The sequence below is a fragment of the Mycobacterium sp. genome, assembly GCF_025965855.1.
Lineage (GTDB): Bacteria > Actinomycetota > Actinomycetes > Mycobacteriales > Mycobacteriaceae > Mycobacterium.
On record NZ_JAOPWB010000258.1, the window covers coordinates 1 to 16,127 of the forward strand.

Below are 16,127 nucleotides of genomic sequence, written 5' to 3' on the forward strand. Positions count from 1 at the left end.
CGGTCCCGGGTTCGGCCCGGGATTCGGGTTCGGTCCGGGCGGCCGGCGCGGCGGACGGCGTCGCGGCGGCTCCGGCCGCGGACGCCGCGGCGACGTGCGGACGGCCATCCTGGCGCTGCTCGCCGAGCAGCCGATGCACGGCTACGAGATGATCCAGCAGATCGCCGAGCGCAGCAATGGGATCTGGCGGCCCAGCCCCGGGTCGGTGTACCCGACGCTGCAGCTTCTGGATGACGAAGGCCTGATCACCGCGAGCGAAAGTGAAGGCAAGAAAAAGCTTTTCGAGCTGACCGAAGAGGGTCGCACGGCGGCCGAGAAGATCGAAGCCCTCCCGTGGGATGAGATCGCCGAAGGCGCCGACCCGGGCGCGGTCAACCTGCGTGCGGCCATGGGCCAGTTGTTCGGCGCGGTCGCGCAATCCGCGCACACCGCCACCGCCGAGCAGCAACAGCGCATCGTCGAGATCGTCAACAATGCCCGCCGCGAGGTTTACGGCATCCTCGGCGAAGACTGACCCCCTGAGCGGGCCCTGGATCAGGACACATCGACCCAATCCAGGGTCCGCTGCACCGCCTTACGCCAACCCGCGTACCCCGCGGCGCGCTGGTCGTCGTCCCACGTCGGCGTCCAGCGCTTGTCCTCCTGCCAGTTGGCCCGCAGATCGGACGGATCCGCCCAGAACCCCACCGCCAAGCCCGCCGCGTAGGCGGCGCCGAGCGCGGTGGTCTCGGCGACCACCGGGCGTACCACGTCCACGCCCAGCACGTCGGCCTGGATCTGCATGCACAGGTCGTTGCCGGTGATGCCGCCATCGACCTTCAGCACCTCAAGGCGCACATCGGAATCCGCCTTCATCGCGTCCACCACGTCGCGGCTCTGGTAGCAGATCGCCTCCAGCGTCGCGCGCGCCAGGTGCGCGTTGGTGTTGAACCGCGACAGCCCCACGATCGCGCCGCGGGCATCGGATCGCCAGTACGGGGCGAACAACCCGGAAAACGCCGGGACGAAATACACCCCGCCGTTGTCGGGGACCTGACGAGCCAGCGACTCGCTCTGCGCGGCGCCGCTGATGATGCCCAGCTGGTCACGCAACCATTGCACCGCCGAGCCGGTGACCGCGATCGAACCCTCGAGCGCGTACACGGGTTTGGCGTCGCCGAACTGGTAGCAGACCGTGGTCAGCAGGCCGTTGTTCGAACGCACGATCGTCTCGCCGGTGTTGAGCAGCAGGAAATTGCCGGTGCCGTAGGTATTTTTGGCCTCCCCCTCGGCCAGGCACACCTGGCCGACCATCGCGGCATGCTGGTCGCCGAGGACGCCGGTGATCGGCACCTCGCCACCGAGGGGCCCGGTTTCCAGCGTCACACCGTAGGGCTGCAGGCGCGACGACGCCGTGATCTCCGGCAGCATCGCGCGCGGGATGGAGAATAACGACAACAGCTCGTCGTCCCAGTCCAGCGTTTCCAGGTTCATCAGCATGGTCCGGCTGGCGTTGGTCACGTCGGTGACGTGCGCGCCGCCCCGCGGGCCCCCGGTGAGATTCCACAACACCCAGGTGTCGGCGGTGCCGAACAGGGCGTCGCCGTTTTCGGCGGCCTCGCGCACCCCGTCGACGTTTTCCAGGATCCATTGCAGCTTGCCGCCGGAGAAATACGTCGCGGGGGGCAGGCCTGCCTTGCGGCGAATCACGTCGCCGCGGCCGTCTCGGTCCAGCGCCGACGCGATCCGGTCGGTGCGGGTGTCCTGCCAGACGATCGCGTTATAGTACGGTCTGCCGGTCCGCTTATTCCATACCAGCGTGGTTTCGCGTTGGTTCGTAATCCCCAGGGCCACCAGGTCTTCCGGCGACAGGTTGGCCCGGTTCAACACGGACGTCAGCACCGACGACGTGCGCTCCCAAATTTCTACCGGGTCGTGCTCGACCCAGCCGGCGCGGGGCAGGATCTGCTCGTGCTCGAGCTGGTGGCGAGCCACTTCGGCACCGTCGTGATCGAAAATCATGCAGCGGGTGCTGGTGGTGCCCTGGTCGATTGCCGCGATGAATTCGGCCAACTGCTCTCCTCCACCCGTGCTGTGACAGTTGTCACCGTCCATGATGGTCTAACCACCCGGCCGGCGTCAGCACAGGTCAGCCTGTCGCCCTTGCGCTGCGGCCGGTAAACCTGTTGCATCGGCGTTGTGGGCGAAGAGGTCAAGCGCACCACGTACGACCGCGCACAGCGGCAGGAATACCGGCGCAAGGTGCGGCTGTGCCTGGACGTCTTCGAGACGATGCTCGCGCAGTCGCGCTTCGATTCCGACCGGCCGCTCACCGGCATGGAGATCGAGTGCAACCTCGTCGATTCCGGCTATCAGCCGGCCATGTCGAACCGGTCCGTGCTCGAGGCCATCGCCGATCCGGCTTACCAGACCGAATTGGGCGCCTACAACATCGAATTCAACGTGCCGCCCCGCCCGCTGCCCGGACATATGGGGCTGGATCTCGAGGCCGAGGTGCGGGCCAGCCTGAACGACGCCGAGGCCAAGGCCAACTCGGGCGGGGCGCACATCGTGATGATCGGCATCCTGCCCACCCTGATGCCCGAACACCTCGACGCCGACTGGATGAGCGAGTCGACGCGGTATGCGGCCCTCAACGATTCGATCTTTTCCGCCCGCGGCGAGGACATTCCGATAAACATCTCCGGCCCGGAGCCGCTGAGCTGGAACGCCGCCACCATTGCACCCGAATCAGCTTGCACCAGCATGCAATTGCACTTGCAGCTGGCGCCGGCGGAGTTCGCCGCCAACTGGAACGCGGCCCAGGTCCTCGCGGGTCCGCAGCTGGCGCTGGCCGCCAACTCCCCCTACTTCTTCGGCCATCAGCTGTGGCAGGAAACCCGCATCGAACTGTTCGCGCAATCCACCGACACCCGGCCCGAGGAGCTCAAGGCCCAAGGCGTGCGACCGCGGGTGTGGTTCGGCGAGCGGTGGATCAGTTCCGTCCTCGACCTATTCCAGGAGAACATCCGCTATTTCCCGTCCCTGCTGCCCGAGGTGTCCGACGAAGACCCGGTCGCCGAGCTGGCCGCCGGACGCACCCCGCAGCTCGCCGAATTGCGCCTGCACAACGGGACCGTGTACCGGTGGAACCGGCCGGTGTACGACGTTGTCGACGGGCGCGCGCATCTGCGGCTGGAGAACCGCGTGCTGCCGGCCGGGCCGACCGTGATCGACATGCTGGGCAACGCCGCCTTTTACTACGGCGTGCTGCGCAGCCTGTCCGAAGAAGCGGACCCGCTGTGGAACAGGATGGGTTTCGTTGTCGCACAATCGAACTTCCTCGAGGCGGCCCGCTACGGCATGGACGCACGGCTGCACTGGCCCGGCTTGGGCGAAGTGACGGCCCGGGAACTGGTCCTAGACACCTTGCTGCCGATGGCCGACGAGGGCCTGCGCAGCTGGGGCGTCGACGCCGAGGTGCGCGACCGTTTCCTCGGTGTCGTCGAGGGCCGCACCCGGGCCGGCCGCAACGGGGCCGGCTGGCAGGTGTCCACCGTGCGTACGCTGGAGTACGGCGGCATGAGCCGACCCGGGGCGCTCGCCGAGATGCTGCGACGGTACTGCGAACACATGCACACCAACCAACCTGTGCATACCTGGGATCGGTAACAGCGCAAAGGATTTCTAAAAACATAAAAGGGGAACCATGTCATCCGAAATCATGGACTGGGATAGCGCGTACCGCGAGGAGGGCGAATTCGAGGGGCCCCCGCCGTGGAATATCGGTGAGCCGCAGCCGGAATTGGCGGCGCTGATCGCGGCCGGAAGGTTTCGCAGCGACGTGCTGGACGCCGGATGCGGGTTCGCGGAGCTGTCGCTGGCGCTGGCCGCGCAGGGCTACACCGTGGTCGGCATCGACGTCACGCCGACCGCCGTCGCCGCCGCTACCAAGGCCGCCGCCGAACGCGGCCTGACCACAGCCAGCTTCGTGCAGGCGGACATCACCTCGTTCACCGGGTATGACGAGCGCTTCTCCACCGTGGTCGACTCCACGCTGTTTCACTCGCTGCCGGTCGAGGGCCGCGACGGATACCTGCGCTCGGTGCACCGCGCGGCGGCCCCGGGGGCCAGCTATTTCGTGCTGGTGTTCGCCAAGGGCGCCTTCCCCGCCGAGATGGAGCCAAAGCCCAACGAAGTCGACGAGGACGAGCTGCGCGCCGCGGTGAGCAAGTACTGGGAGATCGACGAGATCCGGCACGCCTACATCCACGCGAACATCCCCCCGGTCTCCAACGCGCCGTTCGAGTTTCCGCCGCACGACCGCGATGAGAAGGGCCGGATGAAGCTACCGGCTTACCTGCTGACGGCGCACAAGGCCGACTGACACTCTCGACCGTCACGCCGCATCGAGCAGCGGGTCAGATGGTGCCCTAGACGAGCGCGCCCACCAGGGCGCCACCGAGGTTCTCCACGCCTGAAATGAAGCCGTTCACCTCGGAGACCAGTGTGTTGAACGCGCCGGTCAGTGGCGGGATCTCGAACTGGCCGAGCACCAGGGAGCCGACGACGATGCTGGGGACTTCGATGTCGGGCACGCTGAAGGCGCCGAGGCCGATGGGCGGGATGGTCAGCGGCGCCGTGGCGAAGCCCGGCCAGCTGAGCTGCGGCAGCGTGAAGGCGCCGATTCCGATCGGCGGGATAGTCAGCGGCGCCGTGGCGAACCCCGGCCAGCTGAGCTGCGGCAGCGTGAAGTTGCCGATTCCGATCGGCGGGATAGTCAGCGGCGCCGTGGCGAACCCCGGCCAGCTGATCTGCGGCAGCGTGAACTGGCCGAGGTTGATGGGCGGAACGGTGATGGGCGGGATATTGAAGCCGGAAAGGCCGATGGACGGTACGGTAAATCCCCCAAGGGTAAGGGGTGGGATGGTGAATGCGTCAATAAAGCCTGGGACGTTGGTTCCCAACGAAGCCACTATATCAAATGTCTGAAGGTTAACGCTTACGAGTGGGAAGAGCGCACCAGCGTCTATTGTGACTAGTGTTTGATTGTTACCCATAACGGAAAGATCCGGGAATTGTATTATGGGAAAACCAATCCGGGGAATACCTATCGAAGGCAAGTCGAAGCCCGGTATCGTCACCGCGGGCAGGTTTATCGGCGGCACCGCTATGGTAGGAGTCGTTATTTGCGGCAGGCTGAATGAACCCACATTTATGCTGGCAGGCGTCGACCCGGCCGGAATGTTGATCGACGGCAGCGTGATCTGCGGCAAGCTAAACGGACTCAACATTACATTCGCGGGCGTCGACCCGGCCGGAATATTGATCGACGGCAGCGTGATCTGCGGCAAACTGAACGCACTCAACATTACATTCGCGGGCGTCGTGCCGGCTGGAATGCTTATGGGCGGAATAGTTATCTGGGGGAGATCGAAAGCGGAGAGATTTACTGGAGGTATGTGTATTGGCGGCAGGTTGATCCCGGGTGTGCCGATTGTGACGAGGATGCCACCCTCCGACAAAAGCTCGACGTTGAGAATGCCGCCGAGAAGGTTGAACGTTTGTGTGGCGGCGGCGGGTACGGCTGCGGCGGCCGCCTGCCCGCCGCCGGCTACCTGCTCGGCGACCTGTGCCGCGTTGGCGGCCTCGGCGGCCACGTAGGCACCCGCGCCCGTGTTCAATAAGGAGACGAACTGCTGATGGAACGCCTGCGCTTGCGCAGTGAGAGCTTGGAATTCCTGGCCGAAGTTGCCGAACATCGAAGAGATCGCGGCTGACACCTCGTCCTGAGCCGCCGCTATCCCCGTCGTGGGACCCGCTGCGGTCATCGCCGCCTCGGCCAGCGACGAACGCAGACCCGCCAAATCTTCGGCCGCCGTTTGGACCAGATCCGGCGTTGCAATCACAAACGACATATCGACCTCTCCTCGGCCCAATAGGACGGTGACCGGCGGTCACTCTAAATTCAACATCTGTGTAATAGGCCAGCGTGAGAGCCAACCACCCCGGTGACATCGGCTGGCCACATCGCTTCGCACTCTGTGCGCGCTCGAGTGGCCGCCTGCTCAACCGGCTCCGTCACCGCGCTCAGCCATTTGCCATACGGGGAGGCAGCGGCGGTCATCGCCTGGGATGCCGCACCTTGCCGGGAAGCGCCCGCCAGCCCTGAGGTGACCGAGCTGAATGAAGTTGCAGCCGAGGCTAATTCACCGGCTTGCGCCTCCCAGGCCGCCGCCTCCGACATAGGAGCCGACCCGGCTCCTGCGAATATCCGGATCGAGTGGATCTGCGGCGGCAACACAGAGATCATGTCGCATCCCTTTCTCACCAGCTCACCATCGAGCGGGGAACGCTGCAGGTTCCCGAACCCTGAACCGACGGCCGCAAGTTACCGAACACGTGCCTACTTAGTAGGCCACTTTTCGTACTTTTCGTCAAGGAAAAGGTTCATGTTCAGATAGCCGGTTTCGTTCTCTGGTTACAGCGACGGAAAGCGGCCAGAGACTTAGGTGCCAGTCGCCGCCGTGGCAGCGATCAGTGCTCCGGCGAAGGTCTCCAGGTTGTCGGCCGTGGTATCGACGTGCGGCGAGATTCGCAGCAGCGGCGCCGTCAGCTCCAGCGGCGCGCGCGGCATCCCGACGAAGGTGGTCAGAATTCGGCGTTCGGCCAGCAGCCACGCCCGCACCGCCTGCGGATCGGCGCCGTCGACCGGCGCCAGCGTGGTGATCGCGCTCGGCTCTTCAACCTCCTCGACCACCGACCAGCCGGGCACGTCGGCCAGCGTCGTCCGACTGATACCCCCCAGCTCGGCCAGGCGCGCGCGCACGGCTTCGGCGCCGTACGCCAGATGCTCCCCCACCGCCAACGAAAACCCCACGCGTGCCGCGATGTTGGCTTCGCCGAACTCGAGCTGCTGGGCGACCGTCGCCCAGGGTGCCCACTCCGGCGCGGCCAGCCGCGGACGCAGCCGCTCCATCAGGTCCGGGCGCACGGCGAGGAAGCCGACCCCGCGCGGCCCGGCGATCCACTTGCGCGACGACGCGTAGGTCACGTCGGCGCCCGCCGCGCAATCCACCTGGCCCAGCGCCTGGGCGGCATCCACTACCAACGGCAGCCCCAACTCGCGGCAGAGTTGCGCGATCATCGGCAGCGGTTGCACCACACCACTGTGGCTGCCCACCGCGGTCAGGTGCACCAGGTCGGGCCGGTCGTTCTCCAGGCCGAATGCGGCGTCGTCGAGCGCGACCCTGCCGTCATCGCGAGTCGGCAGCAGCTGGCGGTCGAACCCGTGGGCGGCCATCACGGCCAGGTTCGGACCGTATTCGCCCGGTAGGCACGCCACCGTCCGGCGCTCCGCCGGCCACGCTCCCAGCAGCAGGTCCAGCGCGTTGAGCGAGCCGGTGGTGAACACCATGTCGGCGTCGGGCATGCCGCACAGCGCTGCCAACGCGGCGCGTCCGGCGTCAAGCACCGGCGCGGCCGCCTCGGCCGCGACGTATCCGCCGACCTCGGACTCGTGCAGCGCATGCTTGGCGGCAGCATCCAGCACCGCGAAACTCTGGCGCGAGCAGGCCGCGCTGTCCAGGTGCAGCCCGGCCGCCGGCGGACGGGCCGCCCGCCATCGGTCGGCGAGCGAACCGCTAAGGCTCACTTCACGGCCAGCGACAGCCCGAAGTCGCCCGCGGTGTCGGTCCACCATCGAATGCGGCGCAGTCCGGCGTCTGCCAACTCGGCGCTCACCCCGTCCGGGCGGAACTTGCACGACACCTCGGTGAGCATTTCCTCACCGTCCGCGAAATCGACGGTCAGGTCGAGCGCGCCGACCCGCGCCCGCTGGCGCCGGCCGGCCCGCAGCCACATTTCGATGCGTTCCTCTTCGGTGTTCCACCGCGCGACGTGCTGGTAGGCCTCGACGTCGAAGTCGGCGTCGAGTTGCCGGTTGATCACCGCGAGCACATTGCGGTTGAACCGGGCCGTCACCCCGGCGGCGTCGTCGTATGCGCGCACCAGCCGGTCGGCGTCCTTGACCAGGTCGGTGCCCAGCAGCAGGCTGTCCCCCGGCCGCATCACGCCGGCCAGCGTCGCGAGGAACTGCGCGCGCGGCTCGGGCGTGAGATTGCCGATCGTCGACCCCAGGAACACGAACAGTCGGCGTCCGCCGCCCGGAATCTCGGTCAGGTGTTCCTCGAAATCCCCGCAGACGGCGTTGATTTCGACACCCGGGTATTCGCGCTGGATGGCGGTCGCGGTCGCGGACAGCACGCTGGCGTCGACGTCGAAGGGCACGAATCCGCGCAGTGAGCCGCGGTCGCGCAGGGCGTCCAGCAGCCGCCGGGTCTTCTCCGACGTTCCGGCGCCCAACTCGACGAGGGTGTCGGCCTCGCTGGCGGATGCGACCTCGGCGGATCGGCCGCGCAGGATCTCAGCCTCGGCGCGGGTCGGATAATACTCGGGCAACCGGGTGATCTGGTCGAACAGGTCGCTGCCCACCGAATCGTAAAACCACTTGGGCGGCAACGACTTCGGCGTCTGCTGCAAGCCATCGAGCACGTCGCGACGCAATGCGTGATACGCCGAGTCGGCGGCGAGGTGGTTGGACAGCGTCAGCGTCATCGAGATCCTTTCGAATTAAGCGGTATCAGCCGGACGCCCGCCGCGGTGACCTCAACCAGGTGCCGGTCCGGCACGTCTTCCCAGCCGGGCGCGTCGTCGTACGGTTCGCTGGCCAGCACCACCCCGTCGTCGCGGCGAAGGATGAGCAGGGTGTCGCCCCAAGCGGTCGCCAGCAGCCGAGAGCCGTTGGCGGCCAAGATGTTCAGCCGCGCGAGCGGGTCGGCCGCTCCGATTTCGGCGATGGTGTCGCCCAGCGCGTCGAGCCCGCGCTCGAAGATGGTGGCCGCGAGTATGGCGCTGTCGCACACCGATTCGGCCGACGAGGTCGGTGGAAGCACCCCGCGGTCGACGATGCCGTTGTGCGACAACAGCCATCGGCCGTCGGTGAACGGCGCGGTCGCGCTGGCCTCGATCGGCATCCCCACGGTCGCCGAGCGCACCGCGGCCACCACGCAGTGGCTGTGCAGCGCCGGTGCGATCGAGTCGAACGAGACGTCGCCCCACAGCGGCGCCTGGCTACGCCAGCGCCGGGGCACCTCGCCTCCCGAAGATCTATCGAAAAACCCGACGCCCCAACCGTCGGCGTTCATCAGGCCGTGCTTCTGGCGGCGCGGAGCATACGACTGCACCCGCAGCCCGCACGGCGGGTCCAGCACCAGCGAGGAGACGGTCACGTCGGCGCCGAGCCATCCCAGGTGACGACACATCAGTCGCCCACATCCCATGCCAGCCGGACACCGCAGAAGATCTGACGCCGGATGGGGTGGTCCCAGTTGCGGAAGCTGGGCCGCACGATCCCCTGCTCCACGGCCCACGAGCCGCCGCGCAGCACCCGGTAGTCGCCGTCGAAGAACGGCTGCGAGTAGCGCTCGTAGATCATCGGTACGAACCCCGGCCACGGGCGCAGCGGCGAGGCGGTCCACTCCCAGACGTCGCCCAGCAGCTGCTCGACGCCGTAGCCCGAGGCGCCCGAGGGGTAGGCGCCGACGGGTGCGGGACGCAGCGCGGTGCCACCCACGTTGGCCAAGGCTTCCGATGGCTCCTGCTCCCCCCACGGGTAGCGGCGCCGGGCGCCGCTCGCCGGGTCCCACGCGCAGGCCTTCTCCCATTCGATCTCGGTGGGCAGCCGGGCGCCGGCCCAGGCCGCATAGGCCTCGGCCTCGAAGTAGGTGACGTGCTGCACCGGCTCATCGGCGGGGACGTCCTCGATGTAGCCGAACCGGGCGCGGGTTCGGCCGTCGGAACTCCAAAACTGCGGCGCGGTCAGACCCGCGGTCTGCCGGTGCTGCCAGCCACGCTCGGACCACCAGCGCGTCTGGTCGTAGCCGCCGTCGTCGACGAACTGTCGCCACTCGCCGTTGGTGACCGGGACCCGGCCGATCCGGAACGCCGGCACGTCGACGACGTGAGCGGGACGTTCGTTGTCGAGCGAGTACGGTTCGCTGGCGGCGTCCACGCCCAGCACGAACGGGCTGCCCGGGATCAGCACCGACGTTCCCGTCAGGCCCGGCCGGCCCGCGGGCAGGGCCGCGCCGTCGCGCAGCAGCGGCGCGCCGGTGCGCAGGTTCAGCGCCTGCAGCATGGTTTCGTCGTGCTGGTTTTCGTGGCTGACCACCATCCCGAAGGCGAACGCCGTTTCCTCACCGGCGGGGTCGTCGGGCAGGGCGTCCAGGACGTCCAGCGCCGCGGACCGCACGGTCCGGCAATAGGACCGCGCCCGCTCGGGGGACAGCAGCGGCAACTCGACGCGTCTGGCCCGGGAGTGTTCGAAAGCGTCGTAAAGGCCCTCGACGGCCGGCGGCAGGATCCCCGGCCGGGCCGGATCACCGCCTCGCAGTAGCCAAAACTCTTCCTGCTGACCGATGTGCGCGAGGTCCCACACCAGCGGGCTCATCAAGGGGTCGTACTGCCGCCACAGCTCGGCGTCGTCGAACTCGACCAGCCGCAGCGTCCGCGCCCGCGCCCGCGCCAAATCGTCGGCAAGCCTGTCCCGGGAAGTCACGGCCCCCCTTGCGGCCAGCGCGCGGCCTCCGAAACCGTAGCCGCGATGCCATGCTCGATTACCTGGTCGGAAAAGTCGTCGCCGGGACATCGGCCCCGCTCGACGCCGCTGACCAGCAGCTGCATCGCGTCGGTCAGCTCCGCCGGCGCCCGCTCGGCGGCGATGGCCACGCACTTGTTGGCCGCCTCGTAGAGCCGCCGGTCGCGCAGGCCCACCCGGGCCGCGGTGTCCCAGGCGGTGGCCACCGGTTCGACGGCCTCCGCCGCGATGTCGGCGGCGACCGGGTCGTCGAGCAACGCCACCAACGTGAACACCACGGCGGGCCAGAGCGCGTCCGGCACGCTGTCGAGGTAGCGGATCTCGAGCCACTGCCTCGGTCGCACCGGCGGGAACAGCGTGGTCAGGTGGTATTCCAGATCGGCGATCGTCGGGCGCCGGTCGCCGAGCAACACCCGGCCGTCCACCCAGTCGGCGAAGGGCACCCACTGCGTGACCGCCACGGCGTCCGGGTTGTGCACCAGCATCACCGGGGCCTTGAGCGCATAGCGCGCCCAGTCGGTGCCCGGGTCGTCGCCGCTGGCGCCCAGGATGGGCCCGCAGCGCGCCGAGTCCATGTCGCCCCACACCCGTTGCCGGGTGGAGACCCAGCCGGTGAACTCGCCGCCCAGCATCGGGGAGTTGGCGGCAATCGCGATCATCGTGGGGCCCAGGGCGTGCGCCAGCCGGACCCGCGACGCCCAGCCGTCCCGCGGCCCGGCGTCCACGTTGACCTGAATCGACGCAGTGGACGTCATCATCGCCGCGCCCGCCTCCCCGGAGTGGCTGGCGCCGAAGAACTGTTCCATGGCGCGGTAGCGCGCGCCCGGGTTGATGCGCTTCGGTGGCCGCAGCGGGTCCGCCCCGAGGAAAACCAGGCCCAGCCCGGTGTCGGCGAAGGCCGACCGCAGCACGGCCTGATCCCGATTCATCGCATCGATGCAGGCCAGTACCCCGTCGGCGGGCGGCCCGGACAGTTCGACGGCTCCGCCGGGTTCCACGGTGATCTTGCTGCCGCCGGGCAGGGCGGGCAGAAGCTGGAGAACATCGGTGATTTCGTCCCAGCCAGGCCTGCGGTGCGGGTTGGCCGGGTCGTGGCAGTGCCCTTCCAGCTCCAGACCGATACGCCGCAGCGGGGCGTTGAGCAGGCAGCCCTCGGCGATGTATTTCGCGGCGGCGGCAGAGTCGACCATCTCGGCTTGGGCGGCGCTGACGGCGGCGGACGTCATATCACGATCCCTTCGAGGCCCGGCCGAAAGGCGCGGGCGGCTGGTTGCGCAGCTGACGGAGAAATAATCGCCACTACCTCATCTTGCAGATCGCACCGACATATTCCCGTCTCGCCGGGCTTTCCAGCCGTGAACCGCTCGAGCCCACCCGAGTATCCGTACCCACGCTACTGACCTAGAGCGTTCTGCATAGCCCCGGCCAGCACGTTGACCGCGGGACCCGCGTTGCCAGATTGGCAGACTTTGGCCTGCAGCAACACGTTTTCGCGCAGCCTGGTTTGATCGAAGCACCGACGGTCGGTGCCCGCTTCCTGCTTCGTCCAGTTCGCGTCGGCGCCCGTCGCCGGGCCGCCGTCGAACGACCACACCTGCGTGATCCCGTTGTCCAGATGCATCGCGGTGGTCTGTCCCGAGCAGCCCACGGTCCGGTCCACCACGCGATGGAAGGCCCGGCCCGCGGCGTCGTTGTTGGCGAACACCCCGACCGCCTGCTTGACGAAGTGGGTCTGGTCGCTGGCCGACGTCTGGGTGGTTGCCCCGTTGAACGACGCGAGATCCGGATCGTCGAACACCTCGGGCAGCCCGACGTCGGCCCAGTTGTTGCACACCGGCACATCGACCGAATAGCCCTGGAACGGCTGGGTGAACACCGACTCAAACCCCATCGGGCCGCCGACGATGTTGCCGACCGATCCCTTCCCGAGCACCGCATAGTTCACCACCCCGGGCTCCGACGGGTGAGCGGCCGCGACCGGGACGCCCAACGCTCCCCCCACCGCCAGCCCGACGGCCACCACCGCGGCGGAGATCCGCATGGTCATGGGTTTCGATCATGCCAGGGCGGCCGCTGGGTGGCGAACGTCGAGTTGTGGGGCGAAATGGCGTCGAAATCGCCCAACGACTCGACGTTGGACGCCAGACTATGGGGCGACCCAACAACTTTCGGCGCCGCGACACGAAGGCGCCTCAGTATGCGCCCTCTCTGGAACGGGTCAAGAAAAGGTGGGTATGCCTACGGGCGCGGCGCCGGAGCGCTGGTCGTCGGCATCTGGCCAGGGCCACCCGGACCGCCCGGACCGAAGCCCGGCGGCGGACCGAACGGGCCGCCCGGCCCACCAGGGCCGAAGGGGGGAGCCATCCCCGGACCCCAAGGCCCGCCGTACTGCCACGGTCCGCCGTCGGGGCCGCCGGGGCCGCCTGGTCCGCCGGGGCCGCCGGGTCCGTACATCATGTCGTGATGGTGTTTGTAGTGGCAGTGATAGCCGAACCCCACGACCATGGCGCCGGCGAAGAAGACGGTCGAGAGGATGAAAACGATCCCGGCGACGATCACCACCCACGCGGCGGCCACATACAGCCGGGGAGCCTTGACCGGCTCGTACGGAGGCGGGGCCGCGGCGACGGACGTCGGTTGCGTTGACGGTTCAGGTGTTTCGGTCATGCCTTGAATACTGCCCCTGTCGCCAACCGCGATGACAGGTCCGGGACACAAAACTTGCTGTGAATCGAGCGACCCGGCGCTCGTGCGAGCGCCGGGTCATCGGATGTGGGTTTAACGACCCGCCGGGACTACGGTGTCCGGGACGGAGCGACGGACGACGGAATCTGGCTGGGTCCCGGGGCGCCGGGGGTTGCCGAAGCGGGGCCACCGCCCTGGGTCGCCGCGGGCCCACCGCCCGGTCCACCGGGACCGCCCGGCCCGCCGAAGCCGTGCGGATGCATAAACGCCGCGTGGTGCTTGTGGTGGTGGCCGCCGTGGTGGCCCTGGTGCCCGAGCGCCATTCCGGTGAAAAAGACCACCGAGATGATGAACACGACTCCGGCGACGATGGCAACCCATGCCGCGGCAAGGAAGACCCGTGGGGTCCGGTATAGCGCCGGCTCTGCCGCCGGCGCGGGTGCAGTTGCGGTAGAGGTCCGCACAGTTGGGGTGTCAGATGTTTCACTCATGAGACACATGATGCGGGCGTTAAGAGTAGTTATGGCTATGCGTCACTTAAGTAGCAGCTATGAGCTGAAACGCCCTTTAACCTGCTGAAACCCCCCGCCGGGGAGCCCTAATCGGGCTTGAACGGGTTGACCGCGAACTGGATCACCCGGTACGGCGCGCTTGCCCTGGCCCGGGTGTCCCACTGGCTGACGAATATGCGCAGCTCATCGAGGGTGGACCCGGGTGAGATGTACCCGCCGTATGGCTGCGCGAGCCGGTTGTCGTAGGCGGGCGGCAGGCTTTCGGCCGGATCCGGCCACTCGTCGTGCTGCACCACCGTCGTCACCGGCGCGGTGCCCAGCGAAGTTGGGTCGCTGGCCACCCGAACCTCCATGTTGCCGGTGGCGGCGTTGAAGTAGGACAGCACCGCCTTGCCGTCGATCTGCCTGATGGACATCTCGCCCACCGGGTCGGGCCACAGGGGCGTCGGCGGCTTGCCCCACCCCCCATCGGGCCCCGACGCCCAGCCCTGCCACCGGGACCGGTCGGTGAACGTTTGCGGCGTGGCCCGGTACAGCAACACCGGATCCCGCCGCGTGAAGCTGTTGGCCACGATGTACACCCAGCCGCCCGGCGAGTCCGGGGTGGGGATCGGGTCGTAGTAGCCGCTGATCTGCGACTGCCGCCCGCCCTGGTAGGAGCCATCGCGGCGGGACCCCGCGACGGTCTGCCACCCGCCGCGCGCCGGTTCGGCCATCACCAACCGCGAGGTCTGCGGCTCGAGGTTTTTCGTCGTCGTGACCATCAGGTAATTGCGCCGGTTGACCTGCACCACCCCGGCGGGCAGCTGAGAATCGCCGGGCGGCGCGGGGTCGGCAAGCAGCGGCTTGCTGATTCCGGTGACGCCGGTGTAGCGCACCCCGGCGGGGTCGTCGACCGACTCGGTGACGACGTGCAGCGCGATCGGCGAGTACCAGCCGCCGAACCCGACGCCCTGGCCGGCGAAGCTGTCGCCGCAGACCTGCAGCAGCTCGGTGGGGAACTCGACGAACTCACACAGGTCCGTCGCGCCGATGCCGTAGTCCCCTGTCGGCGTTCCGGTGCCGGCCGTCGGCCCGATCCGCAGCACCTGGCCCGGTGCCAGCGGCTGCAGGATCGGCTCCGGCGCCGGCGCCGGCGGGTCGGCACGCGCAGCGTCTATCCAAAACCATTGCGGCACAATCAAAGTAGCCAACAGCGAACACCGCGCGATCCAGGCGGGTCTCACCGGCGGATTACAGTGCCGGGCGTATTTCAGAGGCCAGCAGCTCGGCGATCTGGATGGTGTTCAGCGCCGCCCCCTTGCGCAGGTTGTCCCCCGAGACGAACAGCGCCAGGCCACGCCCGTCGGGCACGCCCGGGTCGTGCCGAATGCGGCCGACCAACGATTCGTCGACACCGGCGGCGGCCAGCGGAGTCGGCACGTCAACGACCTTGACGCCCGGGGCGCCGTCGAGCAGGTCCCGGGCGCGCTCCGGCGACAACGGTCGCGCGAATTCGGCGTTGATCGATAGCGAGTGGCCGGTGAACACCGGAACCCGCACGCAGGTACCGCTGACTGCCAGGTCGGGGATGCCGAGGATCTTGCGGCTCTCGAAGCGCAGCTTCTGGTCCTCGTCGGTCTCACCGGAACCGTCGTCCAGCACCGATCCGGCCAGCGGCACCACGTTGAACGCGATCGGCGCCACGTAGGTCTTGGGCGCCGGGAAGTCCACCGCGCCGCCGTCGTACACCAGCTGTTCGGCTTCCCCGACGACCGCGCGGGCCTGGGTCAGCAATTCTTCGACGCCGGCGAGGCCGCTACCGGAAACCGCCTGATAGCTGGAGACCACCAGGCGAAGCAGCTGCGCCTCGTCGTGCAGCACCTTGAGCACCGGCATGGCGGCCATCGTCGTGCAGTTGGGATTGGCGATTATGCCCTTGGGGCGACGATGCGCGTCGCGCGTGAAGTTCACTTCCGACACCACCAACGGCACGTCGGGGTCCTTGCGCCAGGCCGAGGAGTTGTCGATCACCGTGACTCCGGCCGCGGCGAATCGCGGCGCCTGCACCAGAGACGTCGTCTTGCCGGCGGAGAACACCGCGATGTCCAGCCCGGACGGGTCCGCCGTCGCGGCGTCTTCGACCTCGATTTCCTGGCCGCGGAATTCCAGCTTGCGGCCCTGCGAGCGGGCCGAGGCAAAGAACCGCACCGTCGTCGCGGGAAAGTCACGCTCGTCGAGGAGCCTGCGCATCACCTGGCCCACCTGACCGGTGGCCCCCACTACGCCTATTGACACGCCGTTCGCACCCATAT

Annotated in this window: 15 protein-coding genes and 1 pseudogene; 3 read left to right on the top strand and 13 right to left on the bottom strand. The window is 68.1% G+C overall.

The window, feature by feature from the left end; translation table 11 throughout:
* Window positions 1-514 (top strand): PadR family transcriptional regulator (locus JWP83_RS21980; RefSeq protein ID WP_297734729.1); only part of this gene is annotated, 514 nt, incomplete at its 5' end.
* 20 nt (window positions 515-534) lie between these two features.
* Here JWP83_RS21980 and glpK read toward each other — a convergent pair.
* A complete protein-coding gene (gene glpK, locus JWP83_RS21985) occupies window positions 535-2,094 on the bottom strand; it encodes a glycerol kinase GlpK (protein ID WP_297734732.1) in 1,560 nt (519 codons plus the stop codon).
* An 84-nt stretch (window positions 2,095-2,178) separates the two neighbouring features.
* Here glpK and JWP83_RS21990 point away from each other — a divergent pair, with 84 nt between their 5' ends.
* Together JWP83_RS21990 and JWP83_RS21995 are read left to right on the top strand one after the other, a co-directional pair.
* Entirely contained in the window at window positions 2,179-3,651 is a 1,473-nt protein-coding gene (locus JWP83_RS21990) for a glutamate--cysteine ligase (protein ID WP_297734735.1), read from the top strand.
* Between the two features lie 37 nt (window positions 3,652-3,688).
* Window positions 3,689-4,366, top strand: a complete 678-nt coding sequence (locus tag JWP83_RS21995; RefSeq protein WP_297734738.1) for a class I SAM-dependent methyltransferase — start codon at window positions 3,689-3,691, stop codon at window positions 4,364-4,366.
* Window positions 4,367-4,412: 46 nt separating this feature from the next.
* Here JWP83_RS21995 and JWP83_RS22000 read toward each other — a convergent pair whose 3' ends face one another.
* From JWP83_RS22000 to JWP83_RS22055, 12 genes and pseudogenes are all read right to left on the bottom strand, one after another.
* Window positions 4,413-5,897, bottom strand: coding sequence for a PE family protein (locus JWP83_RS22000; protein ID WP_297734742.1), 1,485 nt, complete (start codon window positions 5,895-5,897; stop codon window positions 4,413-4,415).
* Window positions 5,898-6,064: 167 nt separating this feature from the next.
* A pseudogene (locus JWP83_RS22005) lies at window positions 6,065-6,292 on the bottom strand (PPE domain-containing protein); the annotation flags it as partial.
* A 195-nt stretch (window positions 6,293-6,487) separates the two neighbouring features.
* Window positions 6,488-7,633: an ergothioneine biosynthesis PLP-dependent enzyme EgtE gene (gene egtE / locus JWP83_RS22010; protein ID WP_297734745.1), complete on the bottom strand. Its 1,146-nt coding sequence runs from the start codon at window positions 7,631-7,633 to the stop codon at window positions 6,488-6,490.
* On the bottom strand, window positions 7,630-8,595 hold the full coding sequence (gene egtD / locus JWP83_RS22015; protein WP_297734748.1) for an L-histidine N(alpha)-methyltransferase: 966 nt from the start codon (window positions 8,593-8,595) through the stop codon (window positions 7,630-7,632). Before egtD ends, egtE begins: the two co-directional genes overlap by 4 nt.
* Window positions 8,592-9,302 carry an ergothioneine biosynthesis protein EgtC gene (egtC, locus tag JWP83_RS22020; RefSeq protein WP_297734751.1) on the bottom strand — a complete coding sequence of 237 codons (711 nt, stop codon included), beginning with the start codon at window positions 9,300-9,302 and terminating at the stop codon, window positions 8,592-8,594. The genes egtD and egtC overlap by 4 nt, the downstream gene beginning before the upstream one ends.
* On the bottom strand, window positions 9,302-10,597 hold the full coding sequence (gene egtB, locus JWP83_RS22025) for an ergothioneine biosynthesis protein EgtB (RefSeq protein ID WP_297734754.1): 1,296 nt from the start codon (window positions 10,595-10,597) through the stop codon (window positions 9,302-9,304). Before egtB ends, egtC begins: the two co-directional genes overlap by 1 nt.
* On the bottom strand, window positions 10,594-11,862 hold the full coding sequence (gene egtA, locus JWP83_RS22030; RefSeq protein ID WP_297734757.1) for an ergothioneine biosynthesis glutamate--cysteine ligase EgtA: 1,269 nt from the start codon (window positions 11,860-11,862) through the stop codon (window positions 10,594-10,596). Before egtA ends, egtB begins: the two co-directional genes overlap by 4 nt.
* Before the next feature lie 167 nt (window positions 11,863-12,029).
* The gene (locus JWP83_RS22035; RefSeq protein WP_297734811.1) at window positions 12,030-12,677 is read right to left on the bottom strand and encodes a sensor domain-containing protein; all 648 of its coding nucleotides are present in this window, start codon (window positions 12,675-12,677) and stop codon (window positions 12,030-12,032) included.
* 197 nt (window positions 12,678-12,874) lie between these two features.
* Window positions 12,875-13,303, bottom strand: a complete 429-nt coding sequence (locus JWP83_RS22040; protein ID WP_297734762.1) for a hypothetical protein — start codon at window positions 13,301-13,303, stop codon at window positions 12,875-12,877.
* A 128-nt stretch (window positions 13,304-13,431) separates the two neighbouring features.
* A complete protein-coding gene (locus JWP83_RS22045) occupies window positions 13,432-13,821 on the bottom strand; it encodes a hypothetical protein (RefSeq protein WP_297734764.1) in 390 nt (129 codons plus the stop codon).
* A gap of 98 nt (window positions 13,822-13,919) precedes the next feature.
* Window positions 13,920-15,059, bottom strand: coding sequence for a DUF4185 domain-containing protein (locus tag JWP83_RS22050; protein ID WP_297734768.1), 1,140 nt, complete (start codon window positions 15,057-15,059; stop codon window positions 13,920-13,922).
* Window positions 15,060-15,066: 7 nt separating this feature from the next.
* Window positions 15,067-16,125 (bottom strand): aspartate-semialdehyde dehydrogenase, encoded by a 1,059-nt coding sequence (locus JWP83_RS22055; protein ID WP_297734771.1) that lies wholly within the window; start codon window positions 16,123-16,125, stop codon window positions 15,067-15,069.
* Between the last annotated feature and the right edge of the window lie 2 nt (window positions 16,126-16,127).

Excerpts from the sequence above, each read along its gene's own strand:
- glpK (WP_297734732.1), bottom strand. The coding sequence starts at position 2,094 with ATGGACGGTGACAACTGTCACAGCACGGGTGGAGGAGAGCAGTTGGCC.
- JWP83_RS22040 (WP_297734762.1), bottom strand. The coding sequence starts at position 13,303 with ATGACCGAAACACCTGAACCGTCAACGCAACCGACGTCCGTCGCCGCG.
- JWP83_RS22045 (WP_297734764.1), bottom strand. The coding sequence starts at position 13,821 with ATGTGTCTCATGAGTGAAACATCTGACACCCCAACTGTGCGGACCTCT.
- JWP83_RS22000 (WP_297734742.1), bottom strand. The coding sequence starts at position 5,897 with ATGTCGTTTGTGATTGCAACGCCGGATCTGGTCCAAACGGCGGCCGAA.
- JWP83_RS21995 (WP_297734738.1), top strand. The coding sequence starts at position 3,689 with ATGTCATCCGAAATCATGGACTGGGATAGCGCGTACCGCGAGGAGGGC.
- egtA (WP_297734757.1), bottom strand. The coding sequence starts at position 11,862 with ATGACGTCCGCCGCCGTCAGCGCCGCCCAAGCCGAGATGGTCGACTCT.
- JWP83_RS22035 (WP_297734811.1), bottom strand. The coding sequence starts at position 12,677 with ATGCGGATCTCCGCCGCGGTGGTGGCCGTCGGGCTGGCGGTGGGGGGA.
- JWP83_RS22055 (WP_297734771.1), bottom strand. The coding sequence starts at position 16,125 with ATGGGTGCGAACGGCGTGTCAATAGGCGTAGTGGGGGCCACCGGTCAG.
- egtC (WP_297734751.1), bottom strand. The coding sequence starts at position 9,302 with ATGTGTCGTCACCTGGGATGGCTCGGCGCCGACGTGACCGTCTCCTCG.
- egtD (WP_297734748.1), bottom strand. The coding sequence starts at position 8,595 with ATGACGCTGACGCTGTCCAACCACCTCGCCGCCGACTCGGCGTATCAC.